The 21,852-nt window shown below is 71.4% G+C and carries 13 protein-coding genes; 3 read left to right on the plus strand and 10 right to left on the minus strand.

From position 1 onward, the window contains the following. Nucleotides 1-175: 175 nt before the first annotated feature. A complete protein-coding gene (proS, locus tag ACFY2Z_RS15950) occupies nt 176-1,591 on the minus strand; it encodes a proline--tRNA ligase (protein ID WP_390744767.1) in 1,416 nt (471 codons plus the stop codon). Nucleotides 1,592-1,810: 219 nt separating this feature from the next. Between proS and ACFY2Z_RS15955 the strand changes: the two genes are divergently transcribed. Beyond that, nucleotides 1,811-2,674 (plus strand): SAM-dependent methyltransferase, encoded by an 864-nt coding sequence (locus ACFY2Z_RS15955; protein WP_390744768.1) that lies wholly within the window; start codon nt 1,811-1,813, stop codon nt 2,672-2,674. 82 nt (nt 2,675-2,756) lie between these two features. Here the strand turns inward: ACFY2Z_RS15955 and ftsH are convergent, their stop codons facing one another. From ftsH to ACFY2Z_RS15985, 6 genes are all read right to left on the minus strand, one after another. After that, complete coding sequence (ftsH, locus tag ACFY2Z_RS15960; RefSeq protein ID WP_390744769.1) at nt 2,757-4,685, minus strand: ATP-dependent zinc metalloprotease FtsH; 1,929 nt, start codon at nt 4,683-4,685, stop codon at nt 2,757-2,759. Between the two features lie 130 nt (nt 4,686-4,815). After that, nucleotides 4,816-6,366 (minus strand): signal recognition particle protein, encoded by a 1,551-nt coding sequence (gene ffh, locus ACFY2Z_RS15965; RefSeq protein WP_390744770.1) that lies wholly within the window; start codon nt 6,364-6,366, stop codon nt 4,816-4,818. 241 nt (nt 6,367-6,607) lie between these two features. Further along, the gene (locus tag ACFY2Z_RS15970) at nt 6,608-9,055 is read right to left on the minus strand and encodes a [protein-PII] uridylyltransferase (RefSeq protein WP_390744771.1); all 2,448 of its coding nucleotides are present in this window, start codon (nt 9,053-9,055) and stop codon (nt 6,608-6,610) included. Nucleotides 9,056-9,082: 27 nt separating this feature from the next. Then, nucleotides 9,083-9,421: a P-II family nitrogen regulator gene (locus ACFY2Z_RS15975; RefSeq protein WP_018544752.1), complete on the minus strand. Its 339-nt coding sequence runs from the start codon at nt 9,419-9,421 to the stop codon at nt 9,083-9,085. Continuing rightward, the gene (locus tag ACFY2Z_RS15980) at nt 9,418-10,752 is read right to left on the minus strand and encodes an ammonium transporter (RefSeq protein WP_390744772.1); all 1,335 of its coding nucleotides are present in this window, start codon (nt 10,750-10,752) and stop codon (nt 9,418-9,420) included. The genes ACFY2Z_RS15975 and ACFY2Z_RS15980 overlap by 4 nt, the downstream gene beginning before the upstream one ends. Nucleotides 10,753-11,189: 437 nt before the next feature. Beyond that, a complete protein-coding gene (locus ACFY2Z_RS15985; RefSeq protein WP_390744909.1) occupies nt 11,190-12,662 on the minus strand; it encodes a hypothetical protein in 1,473 nt (490 codons plus the stop codon). Nucleotides 12,663-13,101: 439 nt separating this feature from the next. On the opposite strand from ACFY2Z_RS15985, the gene ACFY2Z_RS15990 reads away from it, so the two are divergent. Continuing rightward, on the plus strand, nt 13,102-13,785 hold the full coding sequence (locus ACFY2Z_RS15990; protein ID WP_390744773.1) for a bifunctional DNA primase/polymerase: 684 nt from the start codon (nt 13,102-13,104) through the stop codon (nt 13,783-13,785). Between the two features lie 218 nt (nt 13,786-14,003). On the opposite strand, the gene ftsY is transcribed toward ACFY2Z_RS15990, so the two are convergent. After that, nucleotides 14,004-15,203 (minus strand): signal recognition particle-docking protein FtsY, encoded by a 1,200-nt coding sequence (gene ftsY, locus ACFY2Z_RS15995; RefSeq protein ID WP_390744774.1) that lies wholly within the window; start codon nt 15,201-15,203, stop codon nt 14,004-14,006. 135 nt (nt 15,204-15,338) lie between these two features. Between ftsY and ACFY2Z_RS16000 the strand changes: the two genes are divergently transcribed. Beyond that, entirely contained in the window at nt 15,339-16,310 is a 972-nt protein-coding gene (locus ACFY2Z_RS16000) for an LLM class flavin-dependent oxidoreductase (RefSeq protein WP_390744775.1), read from the plus strand. 154 nt (nt 16,311-16,464) lie between these two features. Here ACFY2Z_RS16000 and ACFY2Z_RS16005 read toward each other — a convergent pair whose 3' ends face one another. After that, nucleotides 16,465-17,883: a sugar porter family MFS transporter gene (locus ACFY2Z_RS16005; RefSeq protein ID WP_390744776.1), complete on the minus strand. Its 1,419-nt coding sequence runs from the start codon at nt 17,881-17,883 to the stop codon at nt 16,465-16,467. A gap of 265 nt (nt 17,884-18,148) precedes the next feature. Next, nucleotides 18,149-21,742, minus strand: a complete 3,594-nt coding sequence (gene smc / locus ACFY2Z_RS16010; protein WP_390744777.1) for a chromosome segregation protein SMC — start codon at nt 21,740-21,742, stop codon at nt 18,149-18,151. Nucleotides 21,743-21,852 lie beyond the last annotated feature (110 nt).

The raw sequence follows: 21,852 nt of genomic DNA on the forward strand, positions 1-21,852 counted from the left end.
GCGACTGATGCGTCCTGACGAGGGCGGGTGCGCTGATCTGCCCAGAAGCCTCACAGCTCATACCAAGCCGGTGCGTAGTAACGCGTACGACCCGGCGCGTAGAAGAACTCCGCGCGCCGGGACACCTGGGCCCTGCAGATGCGCAAGAGGCGTTTCGGTCGCTCTCCCCGCCATCTCAATAAGCGCGCGCGACGACCGCGACGTTACCGGGTGCGTCATCGGCCTCGGGCACCGACCCGTCCTCGGCGACCAGACACCGTACGGTCACCGCGTGTTCGGCGAGCTTCGACTCGCCCTCCTCGCCGAGCACCGCCCACGGGATGCGCGCCCAGCCTCCGGCGCTCGCCGCCTCGACGGCCTCGCCGACGGTCGACACCTCCGCCGTCCGGGACTCGCGGCGCTCACGGGACTGCGCCAGCAGCAGGGCCTGGTCCGCGTCGAGGATCCCGGGGAGGACGCTCGCGAGCTGGTCGAGCGCCACCGGCTCCTTGCCCCCGGGGATGCGGCGGACCAGCATCGCGGTGCCGTTCTCCAGGTCACGGGGGCCGATCTCGACCCGCACCGGCACGCCCTTGAGCTCCCAGTCGACGGCCCGGCGGCCGAAGGGGACGTCGGTGTGGTCGTCCACCCGGACGCGCAGACCGGCCGCCCTGAGCCGGTCGCCGACCTCGCGGGCCGTGGCCAGAACCGAGTCGTCGTCCTTGATCGCGAGCACGACGACCTGGATGTGTGCGAGACGCGGCGGGACACGCAGTCCGTCGTCGTCGCCGTGCGCCATCACCAGGGCGCCGATCATGCGGGTCGTCGAGCCCCAGGAGGTCTGCCACACCAGTTCCTGCCGGCCCTCCCGCGACAGATACCGCGTGTGGAAGGCCCGGGCGAAGTTCTGGCCGAGTTCATGGCTGGTGGCCATCTGCAGAGCCTTGCCGTCACCCATCATCCCTTCGAGGGTGAGGGTGTTGACGGCGCCCGCGAAGCGCTCCTTGGCCGTCTTGCGGCCGGGGACGACGTCCATCGCGAGGACGGTGCGCAGAAAGTCCTCGTAGACCCGCCGGTGGACATGGCCGGCGAAGTCGCGCGCCTCCTCGTACGTGGCGTGCGCGGTGTGCCCCTCCTGCCACAGGAACTCGGAGGTGCGCAGGAACAGCCGCGGCCGCAGCTCCCAACGCACCACGTTCGCCCACTGGTTGATGAGCAGCGGCAGATCGCGGTAGCTCTGGATCCATTTGGAGAAGTAGTCGTTGACGATGGTCTCGGAGGTGGGACGGACGACCGCCGGCTCCTCCAGCCGGTGGCCGCCGCCGTGCGTGACCACGGCGAGTTCCGGCGCGAAGCCCTCGACGTGGTCGGCCTCCCGGGTGAGGTACGACTCCGGGATCAGCAGCGGGAAGTACGCGTTCTGGGTGCCCGTCTCCTTGATCCGGGCGTCCATCTCCGCCTGCATCCGCTCCCACAGTCCGTACCCGTACGGTCGGATGACCATGGTGCCGCGCACCGGCCCGTTGTCGGCCAGTTCGGCCTTGCCGATCAGGTCCTGGTACCAGCGCGGGAAGTCGTCCGCCCGGGGTGTGAGAACGGGTGTTTTCGCCATGGCGCGATGGTAGGGGGACACCCTGCGGCCTCGGGAACCATTTGTTACGGGGGTGCCCGGGGGCGCACGGACGGCTCACAAGGAGTGCGCCACACCCCCTGGACGCCACGACGGGCGCGGAGTTACCTGGCATACGGAGGGGAACGGGGGAAGTGCGCAACGTCACGGGGGCCGAGGAACCGAACCGAGTGACAACCGACGGCGATTGGGGCGCTTTCGATGACACCTACGCTCGCGGGGCAGCACCTCCTCCATGCGGGGGCGGCTCCCCGCGTGGACCGGCGTGCACGCGCGCGTGACTGGGCCGAGATACAGGAGCGCATGCTCGTCCCGCTCTACGAGGCCGTCTACGACCGGCTCGAAGTGGGCTGCGGAACACGGCTGATCGCGCTCGGGTGCGGCAGCGGCCTCGCTCTGCTGCTGGCCGCCTCCCGGGGCGCCGAGGTGACCGGGGTCGACTCCGGTGCGGACGAGCGACTGGCGCTCGCGCGTGAACGGCTGCGCACTCCGGGCCGGGGTCCATGCGCGTGTGGAGCAGTCCGGATCGTCGGCGGCTCCCCGCGGGACGCGGCCCCCGTGCCCGGAGCTCCGGCGTACACCCTGCTGACCGCGTTCGGGCCGGCCGGGCACACGGCCTGCGGCGACACGGAGAGCCTCGAGGAGCAGCTCGCGGCGGCGACACCGCTCGCCCGGCGGGGGGCGCCCGTGGTGCTCGCCGGCTGGGGTCCGCCGGAGCGGTGCAGCAGCGCGTCGGTGCTGCGCGTCGCGGTCAAACTCGCCGATGCCGGGGCGGAGGCGGCCCGTCCGTGCCCCGCCGGGCGCGACGACCTGGAGGAGACCGCCCGCCGTGCGGGCCTGCGGCCGGACGGATCCGGGCGGGTCGCCTGTCCGTTCGGGTACGCGGACGTGGACAGCGCCGTACGGGGGATGCTGTCGACGGGCTTCTTCGACGCGGCGGTCGAGGCGACGGACCCGGAGCAGGTCGGCAAGGAGCTGGCGGAGGCGCTCCACCCGTACCGGCGGGCGGACGGAACGGTGTGGATGCCCAATGTGTTCCGCTATCTGATCGCACGCGTCCCCTAGCGCCGCGACCGGCCGGACGTGCTCGGAGGCCGGGGCCCGGGAGCGCGGCGGATGTGCTCGGAGGCCCGAGGCCCGGGATCGCTCAGTCGTCCTTGCGCACCCGCAGCACCCCGGCGATCCGGTACGCCTCCGCCTCCTCCAGCGTCTCGTTGATCAGCAGAGCCTCGGCCAGCGCGTCCAGCTGGGTCCGGTGGTCCTGGAGTTTGCGGCACGCCTCCTCGTAGCACTCGTCCACGATGCGCCGCATCTCGATCTCGATCACGTCCAGCGTCTGCGGGGCGGCCGCCAGGCCGTACGCCTGCTGCGCGTCGCTCGGCAGCGCCGACAGACGGCCCACCCGCTCACTCATGCCCCAGCGGGCGACCATGCCACGGGCGATGTTGGTGACCTGTTCGAGGTCGCTCTCGGAGCCCGTCGTGATCACCTCGTAGACGACCCGCTCCGCCGCCATGCCCCCGAGAGCGCCGATGATGCGGCCGCGCAGGTACTCCTCGGTGTACGCGTACTTGTCGGACTCGGGGGTCGACAGCGTCACCCCGAGTGCCCGGCCGCGCGGCACGATCGTGATCTTGCGAACCGGGTCGGCGCCCGGCTGGAGCATCCCGAGCAGGGCGTGCCCGCTCTCGTGGTACGCGGTTCTGCGGCGCTCCTCCTCCGGCATCACCAGTGACCGTTCGGCGCCCAGCTGCACCTTCTCCAGCGCCTGGGAGAAGTCGGTCTGCGTCACCTGCTGCTGCTTCCGCTTGACCGCCAGCAGGGCCGCCTCGTTGGCGAGGTTGGCCAGCTCGGCACCGGTCATGCCAGGGGTCGTACGGGCCACCTGGGCCAGGTCCACATCCGGGGCGAGCGGGATGTCCCGGGTGTGGATCCTGAGGATCGCCTCGCGTCCGGCGCGGTCCGGCGGGGAGACATGGACCACACGGTCGAAGCGGCCGGGCCGGGTCAGCGCGGGATCCAGGATGTCGGCCCGGTTGGTCGCCGCGATGACGATCACGCCCTCGGAGCCGGTGAAGCCGTCCATCTCCGTGAGAATCTGGTTGAGGGTCTGCTCACGCTCGTCATGACCGCTCACCGAGGCGCCCGCGCCGCGTGCCCGCCCGATCGTGTCGATCTCGTCGATGAAGATGATCGACGGGGCCACCTTGCGGGCCTCGGCGAACAGCTCGCGCACCCGGGAGGCGCCGACGCCGACGATCATCTCGATGAACTCGGAGGCGGAGGCGGAGAAGAACGGCACATCCGCCTCGCCCGCCACCGCCCGCGCCAGCAGCGTCTTGCCGGTGCCCGGCGGGCCGGTGAGCAGCACGCCGCGCGGCGCCTTCGCGCCCATCCTGCGATAGGCGTCGGGGTGCTCCAGGAAGTCGACGACGTCGTCCAGCTCGCCCTTGACCTCGTCGATGCCGGCCACGTCGGCGAAGGTGGTGCGCCGGATGCCGGGCCGCAGCTCCACCGGTCTGGGCGGGGTCTTGCGGCCGAGCATGCCGCCCGGGCCGGTCAGGCCCCCGATGCGCCGGGCGAAGAAGACCCACACGACCACCAGGATCACCAGGGGCGCGAGTGAGAGCAGCAGATTCGACAGGAAGCTGCGCTCCTGGACCACCGGCTGGGCGGTCACCGTCACCTGGTGCTTGTTCAGGTTCTGCCAGAGCTTGTCGTCCGCGAAGGCGGGGCGCTGGGTCTTGAACTTGGTGTACTTGCCGCCGCCGTGGGGCTTGGCCTGGGCGTGCTTGAGCTGCCCCTGGATGGCATCGCCCTTGGAGTAGATCGTCTTGACGTTGCCGACGTCGATCTGCCGGCTGAACTCCGTGTACGAGATCGTCGGCTCGTTGCCCCGGTTGTAGTAGGACACCGCGCCGTAGGCGATGAGGAAGACGATCACCGCGGCGACGACCAGTCCCCACCAGCCGCCGCGCGGCCTCCTGCCCCCGGGCCACTTGGCCGGCTCCTCCGGCGTGCCCTCGGTGCGCCACGGTTTCTCCGGGGTCTTGCGTGGTGGCGCGGCGTTGCTCATACATCGGACGGTACGGCACCCGGGGGACCCCGGCATGCGCTGAGGGCGCCCCCGGGGAGGGGCGCCCTCAGCGTCGTGGCCCACGAACAGCAGTGCGGGCCGGGGAACCGTGCGGGCCGGTCAGCCCAGGTCAGCCCATGAACTTCTTGAACTCGTCCGGCAGCTCGAAGTCCTGATCGGCCTGCTGCGGCAGGCCGAGGGCGCCCTGGCCCTGGGCCGCCGCGGCGCGCCGCGCGGCCTCCTCCAGCTCCTGCTGCTTGCGCTTCATCGGGTTGCCGGAGCGCTGCTTGCCCTTGGCCTTCTTCGGCTGCTTCTTCGTGCGGCCGGGGCCGCCGCCCATCCCCGGGATGCCCGGCATCCCGGGCATGCCGCCGCCCTGGGCCATGCGGGACATCATCTTGCGGGCCTCGAAGAACCGCTCGACCAGGTTCTTGACCGCGCTGACCTCGACGCCGGAACCCTTGGCGATACGGGCGCGGCGCGAGCCGTTGATGATCGTCGGGTCCTGGCGCTCGCCCGGGGTCATCGACTTGATGATCGCGGCCGTGCGGTCCACGTCCCGCTCGTCGAGGTTGTTGATCTGGTCCTTGATCTGACCCATGCCCGGGAGCATGCCGAGCAGCTTGGAGATCGACCCCATCTTCCTGACCTGTTCCATCTGGGACAGGAAGTCGTCCAGGGTGAAGTCCTGGCCCTTCTTGGACGCCAGCTTGGAGGCCATCTTCTCGGCCTCTTCCTGGCTGAACGTCTTCTCCGCCTGCTCGATCAGGGTGAGCAGGTCACCCATGTCGAGAATGCGGGAGGCCATCCGGTCCGGATGGAAGGCGTCGAAGTCGTCGAGCTTCTCGCCGTTCGACGCGAACATGATCGGCTTGCCGGTGATCTGCCGGATCGACAGGGCCGCACCACCACGGGCGTCACCGTCGAGCTTGGAGAGGACCACACCGTCGAAGCCGACGCCGTCGCGGAACGCCTCCGCGGTGTTGACGGCGTCCTGACCGATCATCGCGTCGACGACGAACAGGATCTCGTCGGGCTGTACGACGTCGCGGATGTCCGCCGCCTGCTGCATCATCTCCTGGTCGATGCCGAGGCGGCCGGCGGTGTCCACGATCACGATGTCGTGGACCTTGGACTTCGCGTAGTCGATGGAGTCCTTGGCGACCTTCACCGGGTCGCCGACGCCGTTGCCCGGCTCGGGCGCGTAGACGGCGACGCCCGCGCGCTCGGCGACGACGCTGAGCTGGTTCACCGCGTTGGGGCGCTGGAGGTCGGCGGCGACCAGGAGCGGCGAGTGGCCCTGCTCCTTGAGCCACCGGGCGAGCTTGCCCGCGAGGGTGGTCTTACCGGCACCCTGCAGACCCGCGAGCATGATCACGGTAGGGGGCTGCTTGGCGAAGCGGAGGCGGCGGGTCTCACCACCGAGGATCGTGACCAGCTCATCGTTGACGATCTTGAGGACCTGCTGGGCCGGGTTCAGGGCCCTGGAGACCTCGGCGCCGAGGGCGCGCTCCTTGACGTTCTTGATGAAGGTCCGGACCACCGGCAGAGCCACGTCGGCTTCGAGGAGCGCGATACGGATCTCGCGCGCGGTGGCGTCGATATCCGCCTCGCTCAGCCTGCCTTTTCCGCGGAGGCTCTTGAAAGTCGCGCTAAGGCGGTCGGAGAGGGTATCGAACACGGTGGCGTCGGTCCTCGGGGTCGGGGGCGTTCGGGACTGCCCTCCAGGGTATCCGGCCGCGCGGGCAATGCGTCCCCGCCCGCCGGACACAGCGGTCGGGGACACATTTCACGCCGAGGGTCCCGGTCACCCCTCGGCCACACCTTCGGGCTTGTCCCAGGGCATGCGCTCGCCCATGTCCATGGGCTTGTCCTGGGGCATGTCCTTGGTCACGTCCACGGACCTGCCCCAGGGCCCTCGGTCACGCCCGCAGCGTCTCCTCCAGCATCCGCGCCACCGAGGCCGCCTCCTCGCCCGGCAGCGAGTCGCCCGCCCCACCGGTCACATAGAAGGCGTCCACGGCGTTGGAGCCCAGCGTCGACACATGCGCACTGCGCACCCGCACCCCCGCCTTCTCCAGCGCCTGCCCGATCCGGAACAGCAGCCCCGGCACGTCCTGGGCCCGTACCTCGATCACCGTGGCGTGCCGGGAGGCGGCCGGGGCGACGCTCACGCGCGCCGGGGGCGGCACCACGCCCCGGCGGCGCGGGTAGGCCGCGTCCCGCTCGGCGAGGCGCGCCGCGACGTCCAGGGAGCCGTCCAGGGCCCGTACGAGGTCGGCGCGCAGCCGTGCGGCCTGCGGCAGGGAGCCGTACTGTGCCGCCACCCGCCAGTCGAGCAGCAGGACCGAGCCGTCGTGGACGCCGTCGGGCAGCCTGAGGGCGCGTAGCTCCGCCGTGCGGACGGTGAGACGGTGCACGGCCAGGACACCCGCCACCGCGGGCAGCACTCCGGGCTGGTCGGGTACGGCGACGAGCAACTCCACACCGAGGGGTTCCGGCTCACCGCCCGCGTCCTCGGCGGGCGGTGAGGTCTGCGCGCGCAGCGCGAGCACGGGGCCGCCCGTGCGGTGCGCCTCGATGGCGAGCCGTTCCTGTTCGGCGGTGGGCGCGGCGGCCTCCGGGGCGTCGGGCTCGTCTCCGGCGAGCAGTGCCGAGACGCGTTTGACCAGGTCGGTGACCAGTGCGCCCCGCCAGGTCGACCAGGCGGCGGGTCCGGTGGCGAGCGCGTCCGCCTCGGTGAGCGCGTGCAGCAGTTCCAGGGTGCCCTGTGAGCCGACGGCCTCGGCGACCGAGCGCACGGTGGCCGGATCCTCCAGGTCGCGCCGGGTCGCCGTCTCCACCAGCAGCAGATGGTGGCGTACCAGGGTGGCGAGCACGGCGATGTCGTCGCGGTCGAAGCCGATACGGCCGGCCACGTCCCGGGCGATGATCTCGCCCGCGACGGAGTGGTCGCCGGGCCAGCCCTTGCCGATGTCGTGCAGCAGCGCGGCGACCAGGAGGAGGTCGGGCCGGCCGACCCGGCGGGTCAGTTCGGAGGCGCGCACGGCCGTCTCGATCAGATGCCGGTCGACGGTCCACAGGTGCACGGCGTTGCGCTGCGGGCGGCAGCGCACGCGCTCCCAGTCGGGCAGCAGCCGGGTGATGAGTCCCTCGGCCTCCAGTGCCTCCCAGACCTCGACGGTCGGGCGGCCGGAGCCCAGCAGGGTCACCAGCTGTTCGCGGGCCTCGGCGGGCCAGGGCGTGGGCAGCGGGCGCACGATGGCGGCCATGCGGCGTACGGCGTGCAGGGAGAGCGGGAGGCCGGCCTGCGCGGCGGCCGCGGCCGCGCGCAACGGGAGCACGGGGTCGCGCTCGGGGCGCGCGGTCCGGGCGAGCACCACCTCTCCGTCCTGTTCCACCACGCCCTCGGCCAGCGGGGACCGCTCGGCGACCGGCTTGCCGCCGCCCAGCATGGCGCGCAGCCGGGGCCGGGCGCCGCGCGAGCGCAGGACGCGCCCCACTTCGCGCCAGGTCACATCGCTGGCGTACGAGATCACGCGCGCCGCCTCGTACACCTGGCGCAGCAGGGTGTCGGCGTCCAGCAGGTCCAGCTCGGCGGCGACCTGGTCCTGTTCCTGGAGGGCGAGCCGGTCGGTGGCGCGTCCGGTGGCCAGATGCAGCGCGTCCCGTACGTCCAGGAGTCCGCGCCGGGCGTCGGCGAGCCCCTCGCGCGGGGCGTCGGCGAGCCAGGAGGCGGCCACCGCGCGCAGGGCCGTGGCGTCGCGCAGGCCGCCGCGTGCCTCCTTGAGGTCCGGTTCCAGCAGGTACTGCAGTTCGCCCTGGCGGGTGGCCCGCTCGGCGCACAGTTCCTGGAGTTCGGGGAGCCGTTTGGGCGCCTGGTTGCGCCAGTCGGCGAGGACGGCCGTCCGCAGGCCCGCCGTCAGGGCGGCGTCGCCCGCGAGGTGCCGGGCGTCTAGCAGGCCGAGCTGCACCTTCAGGTCGTCGCCCGCGGTCCTACGGGCCTCCGCGGGGGTGCGGACGGAGTGGTCGAGGGCGAGGCCGAGGTCCCAGACGGGATACCAGATGCGGTCGGCCAGGGCGGCGACCGCCGTGCCGTCGCCGCCGTCGTGCAGCAGGAGCAGATCGAGGTCGCTGCGGGGGGACAGCTCACCGCGGCCGTAACCGCCGACGGCGACCAGGGACACTCCCCGCAGTCCCTCGGCACCGGCGGTGAACAGGTCGGCGAGCCACCCGTCCGTCAGTTCGGCCAGGGCGGTACGGCGCGGCGGCCCGGACCGCGCCTCCTCGGTGAGGAGGCGCAGCCGGGCCGCCGCGTAGCCGCTGGGTCCCACGCTCTCTGCTTCCGTGTGTACGTCCGTACCCGTCACCCGGCGACTCCTTGTTCCGTAGCTGCCTTACAGCGCGTCGGGTCCGCGCTCGCCGGTCCGGACCCGTACGGCCGTCTCGACCGGGACGGACCAGACCTTGCCGTCTCCGATCTTGCCGGTGCGGGCCGCCTTGACGATGACATCGATCAGTTGCTCGGCGTCGTCGTCCTCGGCCAGCACCTCGATACGGATCTTGGGGACGAGGTCGACCGTGTACTCGGCACCGCGGTAGACCTCGGTGTGTCCTCGCTGCCGACCGTAGCCGCTCGCCTCGGTGACCGTCAGTCCGTGCACCCCGAAGGCCTGGAGGGCCTCCTTGATCTCGTCGAGGCGGTGAGGCTTCACGACGGCGGTGATGAGCTTCATGCGTCCACCTTCTTGCTCTGCGGGGCGGCCAGGGCCGTGGCGGAGCCGATGACGCCGCCGCCCGCGCCGCTGAAGTCGTATGCGGTCTCGGCGTGCTCGGCCTGGTCGATGCCGGAGATCTCCTCGTCGTCCGTGACCCTCATGCCGATGCTCTTGTCGAGGAGGAAGGCGAGGATCGCGGAGGCGATCAGGGAGTAGGCGAGGACGGCGAAGACTCCGGCGCACTGCTTCCAGAACTGGTCGAGGCCGCCGCCGTAGAAGAGGCCCTTGACGTCGGACTGGCCCCTGCCGCTGGCGAAGAGGCCGATGAGCAGGGAGCCGGCTATGCCGCCGACCATGTGGACGCCGACGACGTCGAGGGAGTCGTCGTAGTTGAACTTGTACTTCAGGCCGACGGCCATGGCACACAGGACACCGGCGATGGCGCCGACGGCGATCGCGCCGAGCGGGGAGACCGCGCCGCCGGACGGGGTGATCGCGACGAGGCCGGCGACGGCACCGGAGGCTGCGCCCAGCGTGGTGAACGCGCCGTGGCGGATCTTCTCGTAGGCGAGCCAGGCGAGCATGGCCGCGCCGGTGGCGACCTGGGTGTTGACGAACATCAGCGGGCCGACGCCGTCGTCGTTGCCGAGCCAGGAACCGGCGTTGAAGCCGAACCAGCCGAACCACAGCAGGCCCGCGCCGAGCATGACCAGGGGGAGGCTGTGCGGACGCATCGGGTCCTTCTTGAAGCCGACGCGCCTGCCGATGACGAGGATCACTCCGAGTGCCGCCGCACCGGCGTTGATGTGGACCGCCGTACCGCCGGCGAAGTCGATGACCCCCAGCTCGTAGGCCCAGCCGCCGGTGCCCCAGACCCAGTGGGCGACCGGGAAGTACACGATCGTCACCCACAGCACGAGGAACAGGGCCCAGGCGCTGAACTTCACCCGGTCCGCGAGCGCGCCGCTTATCAGGGCGGGCGTGATGATCGCGAACATCAGCTGGAAGACGGCGAAGACGAAGACCGGGATGGTGTAGCCGGGCCAGAGGTCCATCTTGCCGATACCGCTGAAGCCGACGTAGTCGGAGGTCCAGCCGACGATGGAGCCCTTGTCGTCGCCGAAGGCCATGGAGAAGCCGTAGAGCACCCACAGGATGGTGACGATGCCGAGGCTGATGAAGCTCATCATCAACATGTTCAGGGTGCTCTTGACGCGGACCATGCCTCCGTAGAAGAAGGCCAGGCCCGGGGTCATGAGCATCACCAGGGCGGAACAGATCAGCATGAAGCCGGTATTGGCGGACGACAGCTTGGGTGCGTCTGCCGCAAGCATGATGGCTGGTGCCATCGGCGTCTCCTCGTCGGTTGGTACGGCCCCGTGCGGGCGAAGCCTGAGAGCGGTCCGGTCATGAGGGGTGGGCCGGTTATGCGCCATGAGGTTGACGCAGCGCGGTTTCGGTCGTTGCCCCTCGATGTTTCGCCGCAGTGACGAAGGTGCCGAGCGTGTTACGCGTTGATGAACCGCCGGAGGCCGGCGCGGTTGATCGTTATCGTGGCGCAACCTTCGGTGAACGGCATCGCGGCGATGACATCGCGGCCGTCTTCCGCGCAGGCCCGTGGTGGTCGACGGGGTACGCGGGTGTCACGCCCTTCCGGGCGGCGAGGACCATGCGTCCGGCCGCGACAGCCATCCGATGACCTGGCATGGGGGAGCCGAGTCGGGCAGTTCGGGATGGCGGCCGCGGCCGGGGTCGTGGGTGCCCTGGTGGGCCGGTGGGCCGGAGGTCAGCCCGCCTCGGCGGTCTCGGGCAGATGGGTGGCGAGGTGATCGGTCAGTTCGACGACGTCGGCAAGGTCGCCGAAGTCGCGCACGGCCGTGTCGACGGTCTTTCGAATACGAGTGTTGACCCGTTCGGACCGCACTTTTCGGGCGATGTCCATGGCCTGCCGCGCGAGCACCGCGCTCTGTTCCGGCTCGCGCTGGAGGAGGTGCACGGTGGCCATGCCGATCAGATTGAGTGCGTACGACCGCTGGTGCTCACCGTCCTCGGCGAAGCCGTCGACGGCCTTCTGCATCAGCGGCTGGGCGAGGGAGGCGTAGCTGGGGCTGCGGCCCGCGACATAGGCGAGGTCGCGGTAGGAGTGGGAGTTCTCGGCGTGCAGCTCGGCCTCGGAGAAGAAGCGGATCCAGTCGGGCTCGGGCTCGTCGAAGTCGTCGGCGTCGGAGAAGGTGGCCTCGGCCATCCGGACGGCACGCTGGCACTTGCCGGGCTGGCCCATGTTGGCGTAGGCCCGGGCCTCCATCGCATACAGCATCGCCTGGGTGCGCGGGCTCGCGCAGTCCCGGCTGCCGTACTGGGCGAGGTGGATGAGTTCCAGGGCGTCGTCGGGCCGGCCCAGATGGATCATCTGGCGGCTCATGCTGGAGAGGATGTAGGAGCCGAGCGGTTTGTCGCCGGCCTCCTTGGCCGCGTGCAGCGCGAGGACGAAGTACTTCTGCGCGGTGGGCTGCAGTCCCACGTCGTAGCTCATCCAGCCCGCCAGCTCGGCCAGCTCGGCGGCGACCTTGAACAGACGCCGGGCGGTGGCCTCGGACTGGGGTTCCTGGAGGAGGTCGGTCACCTCGTGCAGCTGTCCCACGACGGCCTTGCGGCGCAGTCCGCCGCCGCACTGGGCGTCCCACTTGCGGAACATCACAGTGGTGGCCTCGAGGAGGTCCAGCTCGGGCCGGGACAGCCTGCCGCGGCGCCCGGACGCGGCGGGCTCGGGCTCCTCGCGCGGGGCGGTGGGGCTCGGCACGAGCCAGCGCTGCATGGGTTCGATGAGGGACGGGCCCGCGGACAGGGCCAGCGAGGCACCGAGGAAGCCGCGCCGCGCCAGCATCAGGTCGCTGCGCGAGTACTCGCTGATCAACGCCACCGTCTGCGGGCCCGTCCAGGGCAGGTCGATTCCGGCCACGGAGGGTGACTGATGGGTGGTGCGCAGTCCCAGGTCCTCGATGGAGACCACACAGCCGAAGCGCTCGGAGAACAGCTCCGAGAGGATGCGCGGGATCGGCTCGCGCGGGTTCTCCCCGTCCAGCCAGCGGCGCACCCGGGAGGTGTCCGTGGAGATGTGGTTGGCCCCCAACTGGCGGGCCCTGCGGTTCACTTGACGCGCCAGCTCGCCCTTCGACCAGCCACTGCGCACGAACCATGAGCCGAGCAGCTCATTGGGGCGCTTCTCAGCGTTCGTCCCGCTTCCGCCGTTGCCGCCCACTGGAGCCCCCATCCCTGAATCCACCTGTGCGCTGTGTGCGCCAAGCCTTACCAGAATGCCGGTGACGCGGCCCCGCGTCCGGCGGTTCTCGACCGCCGGCCGGGAACCTGGCTTGCCTCCGGCATACCCACGAGTGCATGCGTCCCCAGGAACCGTGCACTCAAAGTAGTCCTACGATCACCCGCCCAGCCATGGCGAATCCATAAGCGCCACCATTCGCCACCCCTTTGAATGAACTCGCCCTCGCCCGGGCGCGATTCACTTGACACATGACAGCCGGAAGTGGATGGAGCGAGGTATTCACCGGCGCACGCCACTCGACTCACCACCCCGTGCGCCACCGGGTACGCCCCGGCGAGAACGCGGGAGACACAGGACGCAGAGTCACGATCTGATTCCGGGGCGTAACCATCGGTGCGCCGAACCCGTTGGAGGGGGCATGGGCTTCACGATCGGCGGCACGCGGAGCATCCGCGAGATCCGCCCCGGCGCCCGACGCCGGGGCCGCTCTTCGGAGTGCCTCGCCGTGGCCGAGTACGCGGGACTGTGGCGCTGGGACGTGGTACCGGGCGCACGGGCGGCCGCGGGGGCCTGCTCGTGCGGTGACACCGGTTGCGCCGCCCCCGGCGCGCATCCGCTGAGCTTCGCCCCCATGGTGCGGGCCGGCGCGACGCTCGACGAGGCGTCCGAGACCTGGGCCGAGGTGCCCGGCGCGGCGGTGCTGCTGCCGGTGGGCCGCGCCTTCGACGTGATCGAGGTCGCCGAGGCGGCGGGGCACCGCGCCCTGGTCCGGCTGGAGCGCATGGGCATCCCGGTCGGCCCGGTCACGGCGACGCCGGACGGCCGGGCCCAGTTCTTCGTGGCCCCCGGTTCGGCGGCCGAGCTCCCCTCGCTGCTGTACCGGATGGCCTGGGACGACGCGGACCTCGATCTGCACGCCCTGGGTCCTGGGGCGCACATCACGGCCCCGCCCTCGGACCGTGGCGGTCGCGGCCCGGTCCGCTGGCTGCGCACCCCGTCGCTGGACTCGGCGACGAGACCGCCCGCCGCGCGACTGCTGATCGGCACGCTGGCCCATGTGGCCCACCGCTCCCGGGCCTGGGCGGCGTCCGGCACTCCTTAGACGACGGTCCTCGCGAAGGACCAAGGACCAAGGGCCACCGCCGTGCGGCGGGGGCCCTTGTCGCGTGCCCACGCGGACGGGGCCCTTCTCGTGTGCCCACCCGGAAAGGACAGCTCCCCACACGAAGACAGCGCCCGCCCTCCGGTGCATCGTGGGGGGCGGGCGCTGTCTTCGTGTGGGGAGGGACCGGGGGATGAGCGTCGTACTCCGCTAAGTGGTCAGTCTCCGATGAGGGCGTCAACGAACGCCTCCGGCTCGAACGGCGCCAGGTCGTCGGGGCCCTCGCCGAGACCGATCAGCTTCACCGGGACGTCCAGCTCGCGCTGGACCGCGACCACGATGCCGCCCTTGGCCGTGCCGTCCAGCTTGGTGAGCACGATGCCGGTGATGTCCACGACCTCGGCGAAGACGCGCGCCTGGACGAGACCGTTCTGTCCGGTGGTCGCGTCGAGGACCAGGAGCACCTCGTCCAGCGGGGCGTGCTTCTCGACCACGCGCTTGACCTTGCCCAGCTCGTCCATGAGGCCGGTCTTGGTGTGCAGGCGTCCGGCCGTGTCGATGAGGACGACGTCGGCGCCGATCTCCTTGGCCTCCTTGACCGCGTCGAAGGCGACCGAGGCGGGGTCCCCGGCCTCCGGGCCGCGCACGATGTGGGCGCCGACCCGCTCGCCCCACGTCTGCAGCTGGTCGGCCGCGGCGGCGCGGAAGGTGTCGGCGGCACCGAGGACGACGGTGCGGCCGTCGGCCACGAGGACGCGGGCGAGCTTGCCGGTGGTGGTGGTCTTGCCGGTGCCGTTGACACCCACGACCATCACGATGCCGGGCTTGCTGGTCTCGGGCTCGGTGCGGACGACGCGGTCCATGTCGGTGCCGATGAGCTGGAGCAGCTCCTCGCGCAGCAGCCCGCGCAGCTCCGCGGGCGTGCGGGTGCCGAGCACCCGGACCCGCTCGCGCAGCCGCTCGACCAGCTCCTGAGTGGGCTGCACGCCGACGTCGGCGGTGAGCAGCGTGTCCTCGATCTCCTCCCAGGTCTCGTCGTCGAGATGCTCGCGGGACAGGAGCGTGAGCAGCCCCTTGCCCAGTGCGTTCTGCGAGCGGGACAGGCGGGCGCGCAGACGGACGAGACGGCCGGCGGTGGGCTCCGGGATCTCGATGGGGGGCGCCTCGACGGTCGGCGGCTCCTCCACGGTGACGGGAGCGGAGGCCGCCGGGAGGTCCACCTCCTCGATCGTCCGGCGCTCCTCGTCGCGCGGTGTCTCGGCCTCGTCGCCTACGTGCGGCTCGGCCGGAGGGGCGGTGATGTCGGGTGTCGTGGGGGGCGCCGGGGGCAGCGGCTTCTTCCTGCGGCTGCCGACGACGAGCCCGAGCACGCCGAGCACGACCACGGCGATGACTACGGCAAGGATGACGAATTCCATAACGGGTCCAGTATGCGCGACCGGCCTGCGGGCCGTTCGGCGGCGGCTCCGGGTGTGGAGGCCTGGTTCTCTGACGGCCCGTCAGCTACGGTCCTCGTGGCATACCCGCCGGCGAAGGTGAAGGGGGCCCCTCCCATGCCCGTCTCGGTCGTACGTCTCAACCTCGTCGAACCCGGCGCGACCCCCGCCTCGCTGGGGGCGCGCTACCGCGCGGCGCTGGAGATGGCCACGTACGCCGACGACCGCGGGATCACCACCGTGCAGACCGAGGAGCACCACGGGGTGGCGGACAACTGGCTGCCGTCGCCGTTCACCTTCGCCGGCGCGGTGCTCGGCGCGACCCGCCGGCTCATGGTCACGGTGTCGGCGGTCATCGGCCCGCTGTACGACCCGCTGCGGCTGGCCGAGGACATCGCCGTCCTCGATCTGCTGAGCGGCGGCCGGCTGGTCACCGTCGCGGGCATCGGGTACCGGCCCGAGGAGTACGCCCTCTTCGACGTCGAGTGGACGCGGCGCGGACGGCTCCAGGACGAACTGCTCCAGACTCTGCTGAAGGCGTGGACCGGCGAGGAGTTCCGCCACCGCGGCCGTACCGTGCGCGTCACGCCGCGCCCGTACACCCAGCCGCACCCGCTGCTGCTGGTCGGCGGCTCCTCGAAGGCGGCGGCCCGCCGGGCCGCGCGCCTGGGTCTGCCCTTCTTCCCGAGCGCACACCTGCCGGAGCTGGAGGCGTACTACAAGGAGCGGCTCGTCGAGTACGGCACCGAGGGCTGGACGATGATGCCCGCCGCCGAGACCCCCTTGCTGCACGTCGCGGAGGACCCGGACCGGGCGTGGGCCGTATACGGCGGACACTTTCTGCACGAGGCGCGGACCTACGCCGGCTGGCAGTCCGGCGGCATCCGCTCGGCGGTGCGGTCGGCCGCCACGACGGTGGACGAGCTGCGCGCGGAGGGGGTCTACCGCATCCTGACGCCCGAGGCCTGCCTGAGCCTCGGCCTCGACAGCTATGTACTGCACCCGCTGGCGGGCGGCATGCCGCTGGACGAGGGGTGGCGCGGTCTGCAGCTGTTCTGCGAACGGGTGCTGCCGCGGCTCGGCGACTGACCGTCCGGCACCGCGGCGGTCTCCCGGGAGCGCGAGCGGGCCGGAGCACACGCACCGTCGCCCGGCTCGGGCAGTGGCCGAGCCGGGCGACGGAAGGGTGTCGAGGAGAGAGGCAGCGGGGACTTGGCCTTTCTCCTCGAGTTCGGGGTGGGCGTCAGCCCATCTCCTCCAGGGACTTGCCCTTCGTCTCCTTCACGAACTTCAGGACGAACGGGACGGAGAGCGCGGCGAAGACCGTGTAGATCACATAGGTCCCGGAGAGGTTCCAGTCGGCCAGCGACGGGAAGCTCGCGGTGATCGCCCAGTTGGCGATCCACTGCGCGGCGGCGGCCACGCCCAGGGCGGCGGCGCGGAGCTTGTTCGGGAACATCTCACCGAGCATGACCCAGACGACCACACCCCAGGACAGGGCGAAGAAGAGGACGAACACATGGGCGGCGATCAGGGCGACCCAGCCCTGGGTGCTCGGCAGCTTGCCGTCGACCAGGTGGTACGAGAACGCCCAGGCCTCCAGGGCGAGGCCGACGGCCATACCGACCGAGCCGATGAGGGCGAGCGGCCTGCGGCCGACGCGGTCCACGAAGATCATCGCGATCACCGTGCCGACGATGTTGATGATCGACGTGGTGAACGAGTAGAAGAAGGAGTCCGACGGGTCCACACCGACCGACTGCCACAGCGTCGAGGAGTAGTAGAACGCGACGTTGATGCCGACGAACTGCTGGAAGACCGACAGGCCGATGCCGACCCAGACGATCGGCTTGAAGAAGAAGCCACCGCCGAGCAGGTCCTTGAAGGAGGACTTGTGCTCGCTCTTCATGGCGTGCTCGATCTCGGCGACACGGGCGTCCAGACCGGCGTGCTCGCCCTCGACCTCGGCGAGGATCGCCCGGGCGCGGTCACGCTTGCCGACGGAGAGCAGGAAGCGCGGGGACTCGGGGATGGCGAAGGAGAGCAGCCCGTAGAGGACGGCCGGGACGACCATGACGCCGAGCATGACCTGCCAGGCCTCCAGGCCCATCAGCTTGCCGCGCTGGTCGCCGCCGGCGGCGTTCAGCAGACCCCAGTTGACCAGCTGCGAGATGGCGATGCCGACGACGATCGCCGCCTGCTGGAAGGAGCCGAGCCGGCCGCGGTAGGCGGGTGGGGCGACCTCGGCGATGTAGGCGGGGCCGATCACGGAGGCCATACCGATGGCGAAGCCGCCGATGATGCGCCACAGGGCGAGGTCCCACAGCGCGAAGGGCAGTGCGGAGCCGACGGCGCTGACGGTGAAGAGGACCGCGGCGATCTGCATACAGCGGATACGGCCGATGCGGTCGGCTATCCGGCCCGCGGTGGCGGCACCGATGGCACAGCCGATCAGGGCGATGGCGATGACCTGGGCCAGCGCTGCGGAGCCGATGTCGTAGCGGCCCCGGATGGCCTCGACGGCGCCGTTGATCACGGAGCTGTCGTAGCCGAACAGGAAGCCGCCCATCGCGGCCGCCGCCGCGATGAAGATGACATGCCCGAGATGTTCGGGCTGAGCCGTCCCGGCTCCTGACTTGGGTGCCTGCGCTGTGCTGGTCACGAATAACTCCTCGGGCCACCGGCAACGCTGCCGGGGTGGGGGTGAGCCCTTTCAGGGCATGGCGTCGCCATCCAAGTACCCGGGGAGCATTGGATAAGCGCCGCTCACACCTGAAGGTAAAAGCAACGTTGCAGAGACTATGCCTTCAAGTTTCGAAGTCAAGAGGCCGATGTTGGCCGCATGCGACGCAAGGTGTGGGGAGCTTGTGTTCAGAAGTTGAATTTTCGAGGAGCTGCAGGTCAGGACCGGTGTAGGCCCCATCGATCTACCGCAGCCGCTGGGAGATGACCTTCGACACACCGTCGCCCTGCATGGAGACGCCGTACAGCGCGTCGGCGACCTCCATCGTCCGCTTCTGGTGCGTGATCACGATCAGCTGCGAGGCCTCCTGGAGCTCCTGCATGATGCGGATCAGCCGCTGGAGGTTGGTGTCGTCGAGGGCGGCCTCGACCTCGTCCATGACGTAGAACGGGCTGGGCCGGGCCTTGAAGATGGACACGAGCAGCGCGACGGCGGTCAGCGACCGCTCCCCGCCGGAGAGCAGGGACAGCCGCTTGACCTTCTTGCCCGGGGGCCGGGCCTCGACGTCGACGCCCGTGGTGAGCATGTTTGCCGGGTCGGTCAGCACCAGCCGCCCGTCACCGCCGGGGAACAGCCGGCTGAAGACACCCTCGAACTCCCGGGCCGTGTCCCGGTACGCCTCCGTGAAGACCTGTTCGACGCGCTCGTCGACCTCCTTCACCACCTGCAGCAGGTCGGCCCGCGTCTTCTTCAGGTCCTCCAGCTGCTCACTGAGGAACTTGTGCCGCTCCTCGAGCGCCGCGAACTCCTCCAGCGCGAGCGGGTTCACCTTGCCGAGCTGCTGGTAGGCCCGCTCGGCCGCCTTGAGCCGCTTCTCCTGCTCGCCGCGCACGAACGGACGCGGCTGGTTGCGCGGGTGCGCCGGGTCCTCGGGCAGCTCCTCGCCCTCGGCGGGCGGCGAGGGCGGTACGGGCTGGTCGGGGCCGTACTCGGCGACCAGTCCCGCCGGCTCGACGCCGAGCTCCTCCAGCGCCTTGGTCTCCAGTTGTTCGATACGCATCCGCTTCTCGGCGCCGAGCACCTCACCGCGGTGCACGGAGTCGGTGAGCTTGTCCAGCTCGGCCTTGAGGTCGCGGCCCTCGGAGCGGGCGGCGGTCAGCTCCTGCTCTCGGCGGGCCTTGGCGGCCTCGGCGGCGGTGCGTTCGGCCTCCGCCCGGCCCAGGGACACCTCGACATGGGTGAGGAGCTGCCGGGCACCGGAGGCGACCGCCTCGGCGACGGCCGCCTCGTGGCGCAGCCGGGCCCGCCGCTGCTCGGCACGCGCGCGTGCCTCGCGTTCGGCGCGGGCGCCGCGATCGAGGGCGTCGGCCCGTCCGGCCAGCCCCTTGACCCGCTCCTCGTGGGTACGGACCTGGAGCCGGGCCTCCATCTCGGTCTGCCGCGCGTTCGCCCCGTCGGCGGCGAGCCGGTCGCGTACGGAGGTGTCGGGCTCCTCCTCGACCGGCATCTCCTCGGCGACGGCGAGCCGCTCGGCGAGTTCCTCGGCCTCCAGCAGCGCCTTCTCCAGCGCCTCCTGCGCACGGGCCGCGGCGGCGGTGGAGCGCTCGGCCTCCCCGGCGGCGGCCCGGGCCTGCCCGCCGAGCCGTCCCAGCTGCTGGGCGACCGCGGACTTCTCCCGCTCGGCCGCCCGTCGGCGCTCCCCCAGTTCCTCCACGAGGGCCGCGCGCTCCTTGCGGCGCTCCCCCGCCAGCTGCTGTGCCTCGGCCAACCCCTCGCAGCGGACGGCGAGTTCCTCCAGCTCGGCCGCGGCCTCGTCGACCGAGGCCTGCACCTCCAGCAGGCTCGGCGCGCCGGCGGACCCGCCGTGCGCGAAGTGCGCCCCGAGCAGATCGCCCTCGGCGGTGACGGCCGTCAGGTCGGGCCGCGCCTCGACGAGCTCCTCGGCGTCCTCCAGGGTTCCGACCACGACGATGCCGTGCAGCAGCCGCCGTACGGCGGGCATCAGCGTGTCAGGACCGCGGACGAGTTCGGCGGCGAAGGGGAGCCCGGCAGGAGGCGACTGCCACAGGCCGCCCCGTCCCTCCGGATCGGCGGCCCCCTCGGGAGCCGGCTTCTTCGGCGGCCCGGCCAGCACCAGGGCCGCCCGTCCCGCGTCCTGCTTGCGCAGCAGGCGGATCGCGTCGGCCGCCGAGGAGGGGTCCGTCACCGCGATCGCGTCCGCGGCGGCACCGAAGGCCGCCGCCAGCGCCACCTCGTGCCCGGAGGTCACCGTCAGCAGCTCGGCCGCCGGGCCCAGGAGGCCGGAGAGGCGGTCCTTGGCCCCGAGCAGGACACCCGTGCCGTCCTTGCGGCGCAGCCCCAGGGCGAGCGCCTCATGACGGGCCGCGACCGCCGCGCGCTTGCGTTCGGCCGCGCTGGCCGCCTCCCGTGCGGCCGACAGAGCGGCCTCCGCCTCGGCCAGGCTCCGCTTCGCCGTCTCGTGCTGCTCGGTCAGGTCCGCGTCGCCCGCGTCCAGACCGTCCACCTCGGCCTTGAGGGCCTCGTACTCCTCCTGTGCGGCGACCGCGCGCTCCTGTGCCTCGTCGCGTGCCGCGGCGAGCCGATCGATCTCGGCCTGTGCGGAGGCCGCCCGGGAACGGGCCGCGCCCACCTTCCCGTTCAGCCGGGCCAGATTCTCGCGGCGGTCGGCGAGGGCGCGCGCCGCGTCCTTCAGCCGCCTTTCCTCCAGGGCCAGTTCGCGTTCCAGCTCGGCCCGGTGCGCGACGGTGTCCTCCAGCGCCCGCTCGGCCGCCTCCAGCGCGGCCTCCAGCTCGGCCTCCTGCTCGCGGACGCGGGCGGCCTCCCGCTCCATGTCCTCGGGGTCGCGTCCGCGCCGCTCCTCCGGGGGCGCGGAGGTGGCGCTCTTGACCCGGGCGTCGGCCAGCGAGATCGTGCCCCGCACCCGCTCCGCAAGTTGGGAGAGCTCGTACCAGGTCTGTTGGGCGCGCCCCAGACGGGGCGTCAGCCGGCGCACCTCGTCCTCCAGCAGCGCCTCGCGCTGGAGCGCCTTCTTCAGTTCGGCCTCGGCGGCGTCCTTGCGTTCCTTGAGCGCGGCCTCGTCCGCGACCTCGGTCTGCAGTGCCTGCCGCAGCCGTACGAGATCGTCGGCGAGCAGACGCAGCCGGGCGTCCCGCAGGTCGGCCTGGATGACGGCGGCCCGGCGGGCGACCGCGGCCTGCCGTCCCAGCGGCTTGAGTTGGCGGCGCAGCTCGTCGGTCAGGTCCTGGACGCGGGCGAGGTTCGCCTGCATGGCGTCCAGTTTTCTGAGCGCCTTCTCCTTGCGCTTGCGGTGCTTGAGGACGCCGGCGGCCTCCTCGATGAAGGCGCGGCGGCCCATGGGGTCGGCGTGCAGCACCGAGTCGAGCTGGCCCTGGCCGACGATCACATGCATCTCGCGGCCGATGCCGGAGTCGGAGAGAAGCTCCTGGATGTCGAGGAGGCGGCAGGTGTCGCCGTTGATCTGGTACTCGCTGCCGCCGTTGCGGAACATGATCCGCGTGATGGTGACCTCGGAGTACTCGATCGGGAGTGCGCCGTCGGAGTTGTCGATGGTGAGGGACACCTCGGCCCGGCCGAGCGGCGGGCGCCCGGTGGTGCCGGCGAAGATGACGTCCTCCATCTTGCCGCCGCGCAGCGACTTGGCGCCCTGCTCGCCCATGACCCAGCTGAGCGCGTCCACCACATTGGACTTGCCCGAGCCGTTCGGCCCCACCACGCACGTGATGCCCGGCTCGAAGCGGAGCGTGGTCGCGGAGGCGAACGACTTGAACCCGCGGAGGGTCAGGGCCTTGAGGTGCACGCCGCTGGACTCTACCTTCCGCCGGTATCTCACACTATGAACCCCGACACCCCTGCGGTTTCACAGTTGAACGTGCAGGGCACACCATCCGTTAAAGAGGCTGAAAGGGT

This window comes from Streptomyces sp. NPDC001222 (assembly GCF_042896945.1).
In the GTDB taxonomy this organism is placed as follows: Bacteria; Actinomycetota; Actinomycetes; order Streptomycetales; family Streptomycetaceae; genus Streptomyces; species Streptomyces gibsoniae.